Below are 16,303 nucleotides of genomic sequence, written 5' to 3' on the forward strand. Positions count from 1 at the left end.
GATGACTCCTTATCCAGGCGCGGCTCAGCCCGCCCGGCGTAATGTGTCCGGCGTGGCATACTGTTGCAGCAACGCCTTCAGTTCCGGTACGCAGGAGCCGCAATTGGTCCCACATTGCAGTTGTTCACCCAGTTGCGCCACACTGTGGCAGCCCTGACGGATGGCGCCGATAATCCGCTGTTCGCCCACTGCAAAACAGCTACAGATGGTCGCCCCTTGTGGGGTTTGGTTCTGTAGTGTACACCCGGCCAGCAACGCCAGCCGGTCCGACGTCTGTTGCGGTGGCGAAGCAAATGCCGCCAGAATCGCCTCCCGAGCCAATTGTGGTCGATGTACCCCGGTATACAGCGCCACCACTACACGATCCCCCTGCCAACCGATGGTGTGAAACAAGCCATCGTCACCTTGTGCCTGCTGGTACTCGACACCGTTCAGGTCATATTGTCGGGTCAGCCAGTCAAGCCAGTGTGTCGGCGTCTGAACGTCGGCGATGGTGTAATGAGACACCCCATCGGCGGTAATACGGCTCCAGTAGCCGCAATCTGGTGCGGCCACCTCGCCGCGTATAAATAATTCGCCAAGCCAGGCGGCGGGCCAGCGCTGGATACGCACCCGCGCCTGCTTACTTTCCGGCTGGCCGGAATAAGGGTCAGTCACCGCCGCCACCAGGCTATCCACCCGCGCTTGTGCGCTAAACTGCCGGTTCCAGTGCATAGGAACAAAAATGCTGCCGCGCTGCTGGCCGCGCTGGACTTGCGCTCGTGCCAACATCCAGCCCGACCCGGCGCTGATGCGCACCAGTTCACCGTCGTGAACACCAGCATTAAGTGCATCCTGCGGATGAAGGTCGCAATAGGGTTCCGACAGATGGCGCATCAGGCGTGCTGCCTTGCCGGTACGGGTCATGGTGTGCCACTGGTCGCGTACCCGGCCGGTATTGAGCACCAGCGGATACGCGGGCGACGGCGGATTGGCGGGCCGTTGCGGCGTGATCGCCAGCAAGCGCGCCTTGCCATCGGGATGCCAACAGCGACCATCGGTATACAACCGCGCGGTGCCTTCGCGCAGCACGTCGGTCACCGGCCATTGCACCGGCGTCAGTTGCTGCCATTGTTGATTGCTGAGCGTTGCCAGCGCGCTGATGTTGAACGCGCGTTGCCCCTGATTCTCGAACCCGGACAAGGCGGCGTGCTCGCGGAAGATCTGCGCCGGGTGGCGATAATCAAACGCGGCGCCAAACCCCATGCGCTGCGCCACCTGCGACAGGATCCACCAGTCGGCTTTCGCTTCACCCGGTGCGGGCAGAAAGGCGCGCTGGCGAGAAACGCGGCGCTCGGAATTGGTAACCGTGCCGTCCTTTTCTCCCCACGCCAGCGCTGGCAGCAAGACATGTGCACAATCGGCGGTATCGGTGTGGCGCATCACGTCGGAGACGATCACCAGCGGGCAGCGCAACAGCGCCTGCCGCACCCGATCCGCCTCCGGCATCGACACCACCGGGTTGGTGCCCATGATCCACACGGCTTTAACCTGTCCGGCTTCAATCGCACGGAACAGATCCACCGCCATCAAACCCGGTGCCGATGCCACCCGTTCGCTGCCCCAGAAACGGCCAACCCGGTCCACCTCCTGTGGGCTGAAGCCCATGTGCGCCGCCAGCTGATTCGCCAGCCCGCCCACTTCACGCCCGCCCATCGCATTCGGTTGACCGGTAATCGAAAAGGGGCCGCACCCGGTCCGGCCGATGCGGCCGCTGAACAGATGTACGTTGATGATGGCGTTGCATTTGTCGCTACCGGACGCGGACTGGTTGATACCCTGTGAGTAGAGCGTCACCACGTTATCGGTGTCGCTAAACCACTGGTAAAAACAGGCGACGTCCTCGCGGTCCAGTTGGCAGAATTCCGCTACCCGCTCCACCGTCCAGTCATCGGCAGCCGCCAGCGCCGCCTCGATGCCGGAAAGCCCATCGGGAACCGGCGCGTTCCGCTGCGCCAGCCAGCGCAGCAGCCCGTTGAACAACCCGGCATCACTGCCGGGGGCTAAGGGCAAGTGCAGCTCTGCTGCATCGCAGGTCGCGGTCTGACGCGGATCGATCACCACCACCCGCATGTGCGGGCGCTGCTGTTTGGCCTGCATCAGCCGCTGATACACCACCGGGTGCGCCCAGGCGGTGTTGGACCCGACCAGCACCACCAGGTCGGCCTGTTCGATGTCCTCGTAGTTACAGGGCACCGCATCGGCACCCAACGCCCGCTTGTACCCGACCACCGCTGATGCCATGCACAACCGGGAATTGGTGTCCATGTTGGCGCTGCCGATAAATCCCTTCATCAGCTTGTTGGCGACGTAATAGTCTTCAGTCAGCAGTTGCCCCGAACCGTAAAACGCCACCGCCTGCGGGCCGTGCTGCGCAATAATGTCGCCGAGCGACTGCGCGACCCGGTCCAACGCCTGCTCCCAGCTGACACGATGGCCGTCAACCAGTGGCCACAGCAGCCGCCCTTGCAGATCTAAGGTGTCGCCCAATGCTGAGCCTTTGACGCACAACCGCCCCTGATTGGCCGGGTGCTGGCTATCGCCTTCAATGGTCACCCTCCCGTCCGGCTGTGGAGTGGCGATCACCCCGCAGCCCACGCCGCAGTAAGGACAGGTGGTGCGGCAGCCGCTCATAACGCCTCCGCCACGTCGGCTGATACTACCGCCAGCGGCTCGCTTGCCACCCAGATACGATCCTGCACAATACGTACCGGCCAGGCACGTACCCGCAGTTGACTGTCATCCGGGCTAACGCCGTCACGCAGACGCAAACGCTTTTTATACAACGGCGAAATCACCACCGGCTCGCCCGCCACGTCGCCGACAAGGCCGCGCGACAGCACGTTGGCACCACTGCCCGGCTCCTGATTATCGAGCGCGAACACGTGCGCCGCCTGCCCCGGCTGAGTCGCTGGCAGATGAAACAGTGCCACCTGCTGATGGCCGACCCGCGCCGCCATGCCGGCATTCGCCGGAATATCGCAGAGGAAGCCAACGCACTGCCAGCCTTCCACGCCCGCCGCCTCTGATGCTGCTGTCGTCTTCTCTTCCAGACGGGCGGGGCGAGGCTGCCCGCGCTCCGGCACCATCACCACCGCTTCATCCGGTGTGTCGCTGTTAAGGAAGGCGCGGAACAACGCCCGGTGTTCGTCATGCGCCAGCGTGGTCTGCCATTCGCACTGGTAGCTGTCGATAACCTGGCGCATGTCGTTTTCCAGTTCCCCGGCAATACCCAGACTGTCGTCGATCACCACCTGACGCAGGTAGTCGATGCCGCCTTCCAGGTTATCCAGCCAGACGCTGGTGCGCTGCAAGCGGTCGCCGGTACGGATGTAGAACATCAGCAGGCGGTCGATCAGCCGGAATAGGGTATCGGTGTCCAGATCGCTGGCGAACAGGTCGGCATGACGCGGTTTCATGCCACCATTACCGCACACATACAGGTTCCAGCCCTTGTCGGTGGCGATAACCCCAATGTCTTTGCCCTGCGCTTCAGCGCACTCGCGGGTGCAACCGGAAACCGCCATCTTGAGCTTGTGCGGCGAGCGCAGCCCTTTGTAACGGTGCTCCAGCGCAATCGCCAGTGAGGTGGAGTCCTGCACGCCGTAGCGGCACCAGGTGGAGCCAACGCAGGATTTAACGGTACGCAGTGACTTACCGTAGGCATGACCGGTTTCAAACCCGGCGTCGATCAGCTCCTGCCAGATAGCGGGCAGTTGCTCCAGCCGCGCGCCGAACAGGTCGACCCGCTGGCCGCCGGTAATTTTGGTGTACAGGTGATAGCGTTCGGCCACCTGACCGATGGCGATCAATCCCTGCGGGGTGATCTCGCCGCCGGGAATGCGCGGCACCACCGAGTAGGTGCCGTCTTTCTGGATATTAGCCAGAAAACGGTCGTTGGTATCCTGCAACGGTACGTGTTCGGGTTTCAGCACGTAATCGTTCCAGCAGGACGCCAGCATCGATCCGGCGAGCGGTTTACAGATTTCACAGCCCAGCCCGTGACCGTGGCGGGCGATCAACTCGCCAAAACTGCGGATGCGGTTGACGCGGATCAGGTGGTACAGCTCCTGACGCGAATAGGCGAAGTGTTCGCAGATGTCTTTTTTCACCTCGATGCCTGACTGCTGCAACCGGTATTCCATCACCTGCTTGAGTAACGGCACACAACCGCCACACCCCGTCCCCGCCTTGGTGCAGGCTTTCAGTGATGCCAGATCGGTGCAGCCGTTATCTACCGCCGCGAAAATATCCGCTTTGCTGACGTTGTGGCAGGAGCAGATCTGGGCGCTGTCCGGCAACGCCGCCACCCCCAGCCCTTTCGGTGCTGCGCCATCCAGTGCGGGCAGAATCAGGCTTTCCGGGTGCGCAGGTAAGGTCATGTCGTTGAGCTTCATCTGCAACAGCGTGCTGTAGTCGCTGCTGTCGCCCACCAGCACCGCCCCCAGCAGCCGTTTGCCGTCCGCCGAGACAATGATTTTTTTATAGACCTGATTCGGTTCGTCGTTCCACTGATAGCTCAGGCTGCCCTCGGTTTTACCGTGAGCATCACCGATCGACGCCACGTCCACCCCCAGCAGCTTAAGCTTGGTGCTCATGTCGGCACCGGTGAACGACTGCTCCTGTTGCGCCAGCCGGGCGGCGACGGTACGCGCCATCTGATAGCCCGGTGCCACCAGCCCGAACATCTGCCCCTGCCATAACGCGCACTCGCCAATGGCGAAAATAGCGTCATCCGATGTCTGGCAATCGTTATCGATCACGATGCCGCCGCGGGCACCGATCTCCAGCCCGGCGTCACGCGCCAGTTGATCGCGCGGGCGGATACCGGCGGAGAACAGCACCAGGTCGGTTTCCAGCGCCGTGCCGTCGGCAAAATTCATCCGGTGACGTGCCTGCTCGCCCGCCGTAATCGCACGGGTTTCCTTGCTGGTGTGTACCTGCAAGCCCAGCGCCTCAATCTTGCGTTTGAGCAGTTGCGCACCGCCGTCGTCCAGTTGCACCGCCATCAGTCTGGGGGCGAACTCCACCACATGGGTTTCCAGCCCCAGTTGGCGCAGCGCGTTGGCCGCTTCCAGCCCCAGCAGGCCGCCACCCACCACGACACCACTGCGCGATTCGCGCGCTTCAGCGGCGATGGCGTCCAGATCGTCCAACGTGCGATACACCAGACAACCGGGGCGATCGTTACCCGTGATGGGCGGCACGAAGGGATAGGAACCGGTCGCCAATACCAATTGGTCGTAGGGGGTTTCCTGGCCGTTCGCGTCGCGCACGCAGCGGCGCTGGCGGTCAATCTCCGTCACCGGGCAACCGGTGCGCAATTCAATGCCGTGCTGTTCGAAAAAGCCCTCGCTGACCATTGACAGGGATTCGGCGCTGCGACCGGCAAAATACTCAGACAAATGTACCCGGTCATAGGCCGGATGGCGCTCCTCGCCAAACACCACCACGTGATACTGCTGGTGCAGGTTGCGTTCCACCAGTTGCTCCAGAAAGTGGTGCCCGACCATACCGTGCCCCACTACCACCAATACGGGTTTACTCATGACAGAAATCCTCACGGCCGCAGGCCGACTGTCTACTTCAGGAAAAGACAGACCAAACAAAAGCGACGACGGTGCCGATGGCAGCCTGGTCTTCATGGCCGCCAGCAGTTGCGGACTGTCACTGACATGACCGAACAGCAGCGCGCCGCATAACCGGTCGTCGCGGAATATCAGGCGGCGATAATGGCCGCCGAGCGGGTCTGACAAGGTATGAAGCCGGTCACCCGGTTGCGGGTGCAATTCCCCCGCGCTCACCACGTCAATCCCGGTAACTTTCAATCGGGTAGCCAGCGCCAGCGGCGCGTAATCCGCCACCGGTTGCCCCGCCAGCCGCGCGGCCAGCACATCGGCCTGCGCCAGACAGGGGGCCACCAGCCCGACCGTTTCCCCCTTCACTTCAGCGCACTCGCCAAAGGCGCTGACGTATTCATCAGCGGTGCGCAACTGGCCATCCGCCAGAATGCCGCGCCCGCACGCCAGACCGCTGTCGCGAGCCAGCTCACACACCGGCTGTACGCCGGTCGCCACCACCACCAGCCCGGCAGGCAGGCGCGTACCGTCAGTCAGTTCGACCGCATTCACCTGCTCGCCGCCGGACGATGTATGACCAAGAAACGCCTGAATCTGTACGCCGGTCAGGCAACGGATGCCGCGCTCGTGCAGCCGGGTACACAACAGGTCGCTGGCGGTGGCGTCGAGCTGGCGCTCCATCAACCGGGTGTGGCGGTGCAGCAGCGTTACCGTCGCCCCTTGCAGGCGCAGCGCAGCAGCGGCTTCAATCCCCAGTAGTCCACCGCCGACCACCACCACCGGTTTCCCCTGCCTCACCGCCGCCCACATCCGCTCGACGTCATCCCGCGTGCGAAAGCCCATCACCCCCGGCAGGTTGATGCCCGGCAACGGCGGCATAAACGGGCGGGAACCGGTGGCGAGCACCAGTTGGTCATAGGTCAGGCGACGGCAGTCGGTGACAACCTCCCGCGTAGCCCGATCAATACGTAGCGCCGACTCGCCAGTCAGGATGGTCACGTCCATCCCGTCCGGCGCGGGTTCCAGCCGGGTATCCGCAAACACGTTTTCGCCCCCCAGCACCGAGGAAAGTAGCACGCGGTTATAGCTGTCGTGCGGCTCACGATCGATAACGGTGACGCGGTAGCGTTGCGGTGCCAGTTGCCCCAGTCTTTTTACCAGCCGCGCGCTGGACAGACCGTTGCCGATAATCACCAGATGCGCGCTCATGGCTGCGTCCTCCCGTCAAGCCGCGTGCGGCTGCTTCTCATACAGGAAATGCAGCACCTGCTGACGGTACTGGTGATAACGCGGGTCATCCGCCAGTGCCACGCGAGAGCGTGGGCGCTCCAGCGCCACCGTCATGATCTCGCCCACCGTGGCCGCCGGGCCGTTGGTCATCATCAGCACCCGATCGGAGAGCAACACCGCTTCATCCACGTCATGGGTGATCAGCACGATGGTGGTGTTCAGCCGCTGCTGGATTTCCATCACCGCGTCCTGCAAATGGGCGCGGGTCAGCGCATCCAGCGCACCAAAGGGTTCGTCCATCAGCAGCACCTTGGGTTTCATCGCCAGCGCGCGGGCGATGCCCACCCGCTGCTTCATGCCGCCGGAAATCTCATGCGGGCGCTTGTTCAGCGCGTGTCCCATGTGCACCAGCTCCAGGTTATGGACGATCCACTCGTGCATCTCCGCCTTGCTCATCTGGCCGCGGAATACCTGCTTCACCGCCAGCGCCACGTTGTCGTAGGTGGTGAGCCACGGCAGCAGCGAATGGTTCTGGAATACCACCGCCCGCTCCGGCCCCGGCCCGTCGATTTCGCGGTTGTCGCACAGCAGGCCGCCGCTGGTCGGCAGTGTCAGCCCAGCAATCAGGTTGAGCAGCGTTGACTTGCCGCAGCCGGAGTGCCCGATCAAACTCAGGGTTTCCCCGGTATGGATATCGAAACTCACGTTATCGAGCGCCAGAAACGTACCGCTGGCGGTGGAAAAACGCTGACTGACCTGCTGAATACGGATAATCGGTTGATCGCGCATACGTTTCTCCTTAACGGGTTTCATAGCTGAAGCGCTTAGCCAGCAACATCAGCCCTTGCTCAAGTAACAGCCCGACCACGCCAATCACCAGAATGGCGATGATGATGTTGGGCACGTTGAGGTTGTTCCACTCGTTCCAGATCCAGAAGCCGATACCGATGCCGCCGGTCAGCATTTCCGCCGCCACGATCACCAGCCAGGCGATGCCGATCGACAGCCGCACCCCGGTCAGCACACTCGGCAGCACCGCTGGCAGCAGAATTTTGCGCATGATGGTGAATTCGGACAGCTTCAGCACCCGCGCCACGTTGAGATAATCCTGCGGAATCTGGCGCACCCCTTCAGCGGTGTTGAGGATCATCGGCCAGATGGAGCAGATAAAGATGGTCCAGCTGGAAGCCGGTTCGGCACGCTGGAACAGCAGCAGGCCGATAGGCAGCCACGCCAGCGGGCTGACCGGACGCAACAGCGAAATAATCGGGTTGAACATCGCCGCCATAAACCGGAAGCGACCGATCAGGAAACCAGCGGGAATGCCCACCAGCGCCGCCAGCCCAAAACCGATGCCGACGCGCTCAAGCGACGCTAGCACGTTCCAGCCGATGCCCTGGTCGTTGGGGCCAGCCACATAAAAGGGGTCGGCAAAAATGCTCTGCGCCGCCAGCCAGGTTTGCCACGGCGTCGGGAACCCTTTGCTGCTCAGCGCCGCCACTTGCCACACCGCCAACAACAAAACCATGCCAATGCCGCCCGGCAACAGCCGGGATAACCATCGGCTCAGGCGCGGCCGCCAGACGGCACGCGGCGGGGCGACGGTCGGTGCCGGTGCAGCGACACCAGCGGTTTCAGGTAAAGTGATAACGGTGGCGTCGGTCACGACCGCGTTGTGGTGCGGCGTGTCAGTCGGCTCCGGCACGATCGAAAGAATCTGGGCTTGCGTTTTCATGGTCGCTCTCCGTTACTTTTTCACGCTGAAGCTGTTGGCATAACCGGCCGGATCGCTGCCGTCCCAACGCTTGCCGTCAATCAATACGCTGCTGCGCATCTCGCTGGATGGCAGCGGCACATTGCCGACCGCACTGGCCGCCTGTTTGTAGATATCGATGCGATTGACCTGACGGGCTACCGCCTGATAATCCGGCTCCTGCGCCAGCAGGCCCCAGCGTTTGTGCTGGGTGAGGAACCACATTCCGTCCGACAGATACGGGAAGTTCACTTCGCCGTCGTGGTAGAAGCGCATGGCGTGCGCGTCCTGCCACTGTTTGCCCGCGCCGTTGTCGTATTGCCCCAACATACGGCCGACAATCGTCTCCTCCTGGGTGTTGACGTAAGCACGCCCGGCGATGACGCGGGCAGTTTCGCGCCGGTTGTCGTCCGAGCTGTCGATCCAGCGCGAGGCTTCCAGCACCGCCGCCGTCAGTGCGCGGGCGGTATTGGGGTTGGCTTTCACCCATTCGTCACTGGTGCCGAGTACCTTCTCTGGGTGATCCGGCCAGATATCCTGCGAGGTGACGGCGGTAAACCCGAGGCCGTCGGTAATCGCCCGCTGGTTCCAGGGTTCACCGACGCAGAAACCGCTCATGTTGCCGATCTTCATGTTCACCACCATTTGCGGCGGCGGCACGACCACGGTGCGCACGTCGTCAAACGGGTTGATACCGGCCGCCCCCAGCCAGTAATAGAGCCACATGGCATGAGTCCCGGTGGGAAACGTCTGGGCGAAGGTGTACGTCCCCGCCGGGCTGGCTGAAATAAACTTCTTCAGGCTGGCACCATCGTTCACGCCCGCTTCGCGCAGCTTATTGGACAGAGTGATCGCCTGGCCGTTGTTGTTGATAGTCATCAGCGCCGCCATGTTGTGCTGTGGCCCCGACGCGCCAGCCTGCAAGCCGTACAGCAACCCGTAAAGCACGTGCGCCGCATCCAGTTCGCCGGACACCAGCTTGTCGCGCACCGCGGCCCAGCTCGCTTCCTTGCTCGGCACAATGGTGATGCCGTATTTCTTGTCAAACCCTTTTACCGACGCCATCACCACCGATGCGCAGTCGGTCAGTGGAATAAAGCCGACGCGCACCTCTTTCTTCTCCGGTGCATCAGAACCGGCCGCCCAGGCGCGGTTCATTATTCCCGGCAACAGCATGGAGCCACCCAAGACGGCGCTCCCCACCAGAAACTGGCGACGGGAAAACGCCTGTGTTGGGTTATTGGTTTTGTTATCGGTTTTGGAATCACTCATCAACGACACCTCGGCAACCCGCCGTTTCGGCGGCAAAAACAAAAAGGCGTCCACAGCCATGCGAAAATCGCACGCTTGTGGACGCCTTTGCCCCGCGCTTCGCCGTACCGCCATTGGCACTGCAAAGTCGCAATGAATTGTTACCGGAGATAAAGCAAGGTGTGTGCCAATCTGGCAGCCTGTTCGGTTAACCGACAATGCATCGAGTGAACCTTCCATGCCGCGCCGGATAACCGACGTGTCCCGATGGGGCTATTCTGCTCGCCGAAAGCGCGGCCAATATTGAGCTGGATCAATTCAGCCGGGATATCAGGCCAATGACAAAAACGAGCAATCGCTGTGATACGCGTCAGAACGGGGGGACGATAACGGCGTCGGCTGCACCGTTATCTGGCAAATCACGCACACTTTATGTGCGCTTATGGCGAGCGTATTCCGTTATCGCCATGCAAACCTGCTGCTTTCCATCAAGGGGTATCATCCTGAAACACATCCGCCACCGCCAGCATGGCGTTGGCAATGTCGATCAATTTCTTGTTCTGGCTCATCGCCATACGGCGCAGGGTTTTATACGCCTCGTCTTCGCTTAAGCCCCGATGCTGCATCAGTAGCCCTTTGGCGCGGTCAATCTGGCGGCGTTCATCCAACGTGGCGCGCATCGCCGCCAGTTCATGATCCAGCGCTTGTAAGCGCCGAGCCTGCTGCTGCACCAGCGACAACAGCGAACGCCCCAGTTGCGGCCGCACGCCGTCGCTGTCAAGCCAGTTGTGCGCCGACGCGCCCGGCTCCATCGCCGAGCGGGCGATAAACACCGAATAGCTGTGCTCTTCACCCTGCTGCTGCGCCATCAGACCGGCGACATCTGCCTGCTGGTCAAGGCAAGCCTGCTCGGCGGCAGCGATACGATCACGGCACAGTTGCATCAGCGTCTGCTCCAGCCGATCTTCGATGTGCTTCATGGCGTCGATACGCGCTGTCGCCAGTGCGAACCATTGCAGGCTGCCTTCCAGCGGCAGGTTATCTGGTGCACGGGTGCAGGCCACGCGCCGCAACCGTTCAAATTCGCGATCGGTCGCCAGCGCCAGCCAGTGCTCACGGCTGACGTCATCAGCAAAATTCGTGAAGGTATCGAAACAACGCTCCTGACGTTCAATCAGGTCCAGCAATGTCTGTTGAGTACTGACCGGAAATTCACCGGCGGCAAACGCAGCGGCACCGACCGCCCGCTCCTGACCGGCCAGTTCCTTGCCCTGCATGAAACTGAACATCGCTACCAGCGCACGGGCAATCACCGGTTCTGCTGCGGTATCCGACACTTCGAACACCAGCGTCAAGAGATGGCGGATAATGTCGTTGAACACCGTCATCGCGTCCGACTGCGGCAACGCGCGCTGACGCACCTGCTGGCGCAGCGACGGCAGCAATCCCAGCGTGTACACCACACTGGCGGCGCGGCTGAACAGTCGGCTGGCCTGCGGCAACGACCCGGCGCGCTGCGCCAGGTCGTCCAGTTGTTCCATAAATTGCGACTCGGCCTGTTGCACATCCTGCTTGCGCTGCGGCAATTCCTCCACGCACAACCGCCCGTCCGAACACAGGTACAGGTTGGAGGTGCCGCGTTCGCGTTGCAGCATATGCACCAGTTGGCTGATGCGCCCCACCAGTTCACCGCTTTGCAGCAGCCCGCGCAGGCTGTTCAGTTCACACTGGCGCGAGGCCATCAGAAAACGAATTGTCGTTGAAGGGTCCGCCACCATTCTGGTTCTCCATTACGGCATTGAGAGGCTATTGATGCAAATAACGCGCCTACTACGGTAGCGGAAAAGCGCCAGGCAATCACCCTCTTCTGCCTGACGCCTCTGGTGCCGGGAGGGCTATTTCACCCCACCTCCCAATACGTTATACAGCGTGATCAGATTATCCAGCCGCGACTGCTCCAGGCTGAGCAACGACTGACGGGCGCTGTACAGCGTGCGCTGGGCATCCAGTACGTTGAGGTAGGTATCGACCCCGGCGCGGTAGCGGTTGCTGGCAAGCTGATAACTGCGCTCGGCCGCCGCCACGTAATCGCGTTGCGCCGCCTGCTGCTCATCAATCGTGCCTTTGCGCGCCAGTGCGTCGGCCACTTCACGAAACGCGGTTTGCAACGTTTTCTCGTAACTGGCGACATAGCCCTGTTTTTCCGCCTCGGCGTAGCGCAACGCCGACAGGTTAGCACCACCGTCGAAAAGCGGCAGGCTGACGGCCGGTGCCAGCGACCAGACGTGCGCGCCGCCGCTGAACAGCGACGACAGCGCTTCACTGCTCAGGCCGTTGCTGGCGGTCAGCGTAATGCTGGGGAAAAACGCCGCCCGCGCCGCGCCGATATTGGCGTTGGCCGATTTCAGGGTATGTTCCGCCGCCTGCACATCCGGACGGCGCAACAGCGCGGTGGATGAAATACCGGCAGCGACCGGTTTCACCGCCTGCGCCAGCGATGCCACATCCGCAGGCAACAGTGCCTCCGGCACAGTCTGCCCGGCCAACAGGTCCAGCGCATTCTTACTCTGCGCTTCGGTGGTCAGCGCGCTGGCGACATCCGCCCGTGCCTGCTGGTAGACGGTTTCCGCCTGCGCCACATCCACCGCCGACGCCACGCCGTTACGCAACCGGCTGCGGGTCACCGCCAGCGACTGCCCGGCGCTCTCCATCGTCTGACGCGCCAGTGCCAGATTGCTGCGGGCGGTCGCCAGCGCCACCCAGGCGGTGGAGGTATCGGCGATCAGCGTCAGCCGGGTACTGGTGGCAGTAGCGGCGCTGGAGAGATACGTTTCCCGCGCCGCACCGGTCAGGCTGCGGTTTTTACCAAACAAGTCCAGCGTAAAAGCGCTGGTGGACAGGCTGGCACCGTAGCTGCTGCTCAATACCGTCCCGTTACTGCTGCTGAGCGAACGGCTGCGATCACCATCCATCCCGGCGTTGATGGTTGGCAGCAGCGTTGCACGCGTTTCGCCAAGCTGCGCACGCGCCGCTTCCACATCGGCAATCGCTTTGCGCAGATCCCGGTTGTCCGACAGCGCCATGTCGATAACCTGGCGCAGGCGATCGTCCACCAATACCTCGCGCCACGGGATATCGTCCGCCGATGGTCTGCCCGAAGACGATGCCGGATAGGCCGCCCCTTGCGGCCAGGCCGCAGGAACCGGCGCAGACGGCCGCTGATAGTGCGGATCCAGCGAACAGCCAGATAGCAACATCGCGCCGGTCAGTAAGGTCATGATAACGCGCATCAGTTTTCTCCCTGCGAGTCAGTCATCGAGGTCGGTGCCGTCAGCGTCTTGCGACCGGGGAATACCCGTCTGACCAACACAAAGAACATCGGCACCAGGAAAATCGCCAGCACGGTGGCAGTCAGCGTACCGCCGACAATACCGCTACCGATGGAGATACGGCTGTTGGCACCTGCGCCGGTCGCCACCGCCAGCGGGAATACCCCGGCGATAAACGCCATCGACGTCATCAGCACCGGCCTAAGACGGGTGCGCGCCCCTTCCAGCGCCGCTTCATACAACGTGGCACCGCGCCGGTATGCGGCTTCGGCGAACTCCACGATCAGAATGGCGTTCTTGGCCGACAGGCCGATGGTGGTAAGCAACGCCACCTGAAAATAGACGTCGTTTTCCAGCCCACGCAATGTCGCAGCCAGCACCGCGCCCACCACCCCCAGCGGGATGACCATCATCACCGAGAACGGAATACTCCAGCTTTCATACAGCGCGGCCAGACACAGGAACACCACCAGAATCGACATGGCGTAGAGTGATATCGCCTGCCCACTGGCTAGCCGCTCCTGATACGAGAGCTCGCTCCAGGCAAAGGTCGTACCGGCTGGCAACGCCCGCGCCAGCGCTTCCATCTCGTCCATCGCCTTGCCGGAGCTGACGCCGGGCGCGCCGGTGCCCTGAATTTCGTAAGACGCCAGGCCGTTATAACGCGACAGGCTTTCCGGGCCGTAGCTCCAGCGGGTGGTGGCAAAGGAGGAAAACGGCGTCATGACGCTGTTGCCGCTGCTGTCGGTGCCGCGCACGAACCACTTGTCGAGATCCGACGGTTGACCGCGCGAGCTGGCGTCGCCCTGAATGTAGACTTTCTTCACCCGGCCGCGATCGATGAAGTCGTTGACGTAGGTGCCGCCCCAGGCGCTGCTCAACGTGCTGGTGACATCGCTGATCGACAGCCCCAGCGCGCGGATTTTGGCGTAGTCGAGGTCCACCTGTAGCTGCGGCATCTGGACCAAATCGTTCGGACGCACGGCGGACAAGCGTGGATCTTTCGCCGCGGCCGCCAGCAGTTGATCGCGCAACGCCAGTAAACGGCTGCGGTCGGTATTGCCGGTCGCCTGCAATTCAAAGGTAAAGCCGTCAGACTGGCCCAGCCCCTGCACCGCTGGCGGTGACATGGTAAACACCTGTGCATCGCGAATGGTGGACAGCGCCTGCATGGCGCGATGGGCGATGGCCTCGGAACTGTTCGCGCTGCCGGGGCGCTGGCTCCAGTTCTTCAGCGCCACAAACGCCATCCCGGCATTTTGACCGCTGCCGCTGAAGTTGAAGCCGGAAATCACAAAAATGGCGTCAACATTGTCTTTCTCTTCATTGAGAAAATAGTGCTCGATGCGCTCACCCACCTTGCTGGTGCGGGCTTCTGTGGCACCCGCTGGTAACGTAAACTGCACCATGACATCGCCCTGATCCTCGTTAGGCAGGAAACCGCCCGGCAACCGCAGGAACAGTAAGCCCAACGCCACGATCAGCAAACCGTACAGCGCCAGATAACGCCACGGTCCGGTAATGACATGCGCCACCCGCCCGGTATAGCGCTGCTGCAAACGATCATACCCGCGGTTGAAACGGGCAAAAAAGCCGTTGCCATTCGGCGACGAATGCACCACCGGCTTCAGTAACGCCGCGCACAACGCCGGTGTCAGCGTCAACGCCACCACCACCGACAGCAACATAGAGGACACGATAGTGATGGAGAACTGTCGATAGATCACCCCGGTCGAGCCGCCGAAAAACGCCATCGGCAGAAACACCGCGCTCAGCACCAGCGCCACCCCTACCAGCGCGCTGGAAATCTCACGCATCGACTGCTCGGTCGCCGCCACCGGCGACAGCCCCTGATCGCGCATCAGTCGCTCGACGTTTTCCACTACCACGATGGCATCATCCACCAGCAGGCCGATCGCCAGCACCATGCCGAACAGCGTCAGGGTATTGATGGAGTACCCGAACACCGCCAGCACGCCGAACGTCCCCAGCAATACCACCGGCACCGCCACCGCCGGGATCAGCGTGGCACGCAGGTTCTGCAGGAATAGAAACATCACCAGCACCACCAGGGCGATGGCTTCAAACAGGGTCTGCACTACCTCTTCCACCGACACCTTGATAAAGTCGGTGCTGTCTTTCGGGTAGGACACTTCGTAGCCTTGCTGCATCTGCGGGGTGAACTCCGCCACTTTGGCTTTCACCCGCTCCGCCGTCGCCAGCGCATTAGCACCGGACGACAGCATCACCGCGATCCCGGCGGCGGGGTGACCGTTCAGCCGCGTGGTGGTGGTGTAGTCCTCGTTGCCCAGTTCGACCCGCGCCACGTCGCCAAGGCGCACCAGCGCGCCGCTGGATTCGCTTTTAACGATGATGTCGCGGAACTGCGCCGGGGTTTTCAGCCGTGATTGTGCGGTGACCGTCGCGGTCAATTGCTGATCGCTGCTGGCGGGCTGCGCACCGATCTTCCCGGCCGACACCTGAGTGTTCTGCGCTTCGATGGCGGAGGAAATATCCGACGGCATCAGGCTGTACGCCGCCAGTTTGGTCGGGTCCAGCCAGATGCGCATCGCGTATTGGGAACCGAACACCTGTACGCTGCCGACGCCTTCCACCCTGGAGAGCGGGTCTTGCAGGTTGCTGACCATGTAGTCGGCGATATCGGCGGCGGTGCTTTTATCCGTGGTGTCGTATAACGCCATGATCAGCAGGAAATCCTGCTGGGACTTGGTCACCGTAATGCCTTGTTGCTGTACCTCAGTGGGCAGGCGGCTGGTGGCCTGTTGCACCTTGTTTTGCACCTGCACCTGCGCGGTATCCGGATTGGTGCCCTGCGTAAACGTGGCAGTAATGCGTACATCGCCGCTCGAATCGCTGGAGGAAGAAAAATAGAGTAGCCCGTCCAACCCGGTGAGCTGCTGCTCAATCACCTGGGTGACGCTGTTTTCCAGCGTATCGGCGGACGCGCCGGGGTAACTGGCTTTGATGGCGACAGAGGGTGGTGCCACATTCGGGTACTGCGCCACCGGCAGCGATTCAATCGACAACGCGCCCGCCAGCATAATGACTATGGCGATCACCCAGGCAAACACCGGGCGATGAATAAAGAAACGGGAGAACAT

Annotated in this window: 8 protein-coding genes; all 8 read right to left on the bottom strand. The window is 62.1% G+C overall.

The genetic code is table 11. From position 1 onward, the window contains the following. Positions 1 to 24 precede the first annotated feature (24 nt). The 8 genes from OB87_RS01930 to OB87_RS01965 all read right to left on the bottom strand — a co-directional run bounded on the left by OB87_RS01930 (position 25) and on the right by OB87_RS01965 (position 16,303). Positions 25 to 2,673, bottom strand: a complete 2,649-nt coding sequence (locus tag OB87_RS01930; protein ID WP_033567741.1) for a nitrate reductase — start codon at positions 2,671 to 2,673, stop codon at positions 25 to 27. Continuing rightward, positions 2,670 to 6,827, bottom strand: coding sequence for a nitrite reductase large subunit NirB (nirB, locus tag OB87_RS01935; protein WP_081977330.1), 4,158 nt, complete (start codon positions 6,825 to 6,827; stop codon positions 2,670 to 2,672). Before nirB ends, OB87_RS01930 begins: the two co-directional genes overlap by 4 nt. Before the next feature lie 15 nt (positions 6,828 to 6,842). Next, the gene (locus OB87_RS01940) at positions 6,843 to 7,637 is read right to left on the bottom strand and encodes an ABC transporter ATP-binding protein (RefSeq protein ID WP_033567742.1); all 795 of its coding nucleotides are present in this window, start codon (positions 7,635 to 7,637) and stop codon (positions 6,843 to 6,845) included. Between the two features lie 10 nt (positions 7,638 to 7,647). Next, positions 7,648 to 8,583, bottom strand: a complete 936-nt coding sequence (gene ntrB, locus OB87_RS01945; RefSeq protein WP_033567743.1) for a nitrate ABC transporter permease — start codon at positions 8,581 to 8,583, stop codon at positions 7,648 to 7,650. A gap of 12 nt (positions 8,584 to 8,595) precedes the next feature. Next, on the bottom strand, positions 8,596 to 9,873 hold the full coding sequence (locus OB87_RS01950) for a CmpA/NrtA family ABC transporter substrate-binding protein (RefSeq protein ID WP_033567965.1): 1,278 nt from the start codon (positions 9,871 to 9,873) through the stop codon (positions 8,596 to 8,598). Between the two features lie 467 nt (positions 9,874 to 10,340). Next, positions 10,341 to 11,630 carry a nitrate regulatory protein gene (locus OB87_RS01955; protein ID WP_033567744.1) on the bottom strand — a complete coding sequence of 430 codons (1,290 nt, stop codon included), beginning with the start codon at positions 11,628 to 11,630 and terminating at the stop codon, positions 10,341 to 10,343. A 117-nt stretch (positions 11,631 to 11,747) separates the two neighbouring features. Beyond that, the gene (locus tag OB87_RS01960) at positions 11,748 to 13,142 is read right to left on the bottom strand and encodes an efflux transporter outer membrane subunit (RefSeq protein ID WP_033567745.1); all 1,395 of its coding nucleotides are present in this window, start codon (positions 13,140 to 13,142) and stop codon (positions 11,748 to 11,750) included. Continuing rightward, complete coding sequence (locus tag OB87_RS01965; RefSeq protein WP_033567746.1) at positions 13,142 to 16,303, bottom strand: efflux RND transporter permease subunit; 3,162 nt, start codon at positions 16,301 to 16,303, stop codon at positions 13,142 to 13,144. The genes OB87_RS01960 and OB87_RS01965 overlap by 1 nt, the downstream gene beginning before the upstream one ends.

Origin of the sequence: Dickeya undicola (genome assembly GCF_000784735.1) — a bacterium.
Classification (GTDB): domain Bacteria; phylum Pseudomonadota; class Gammaproteobacteria; order Enterobacterales; family Enterobacteriaceae; genus Dickeya; species Dickeya undicola.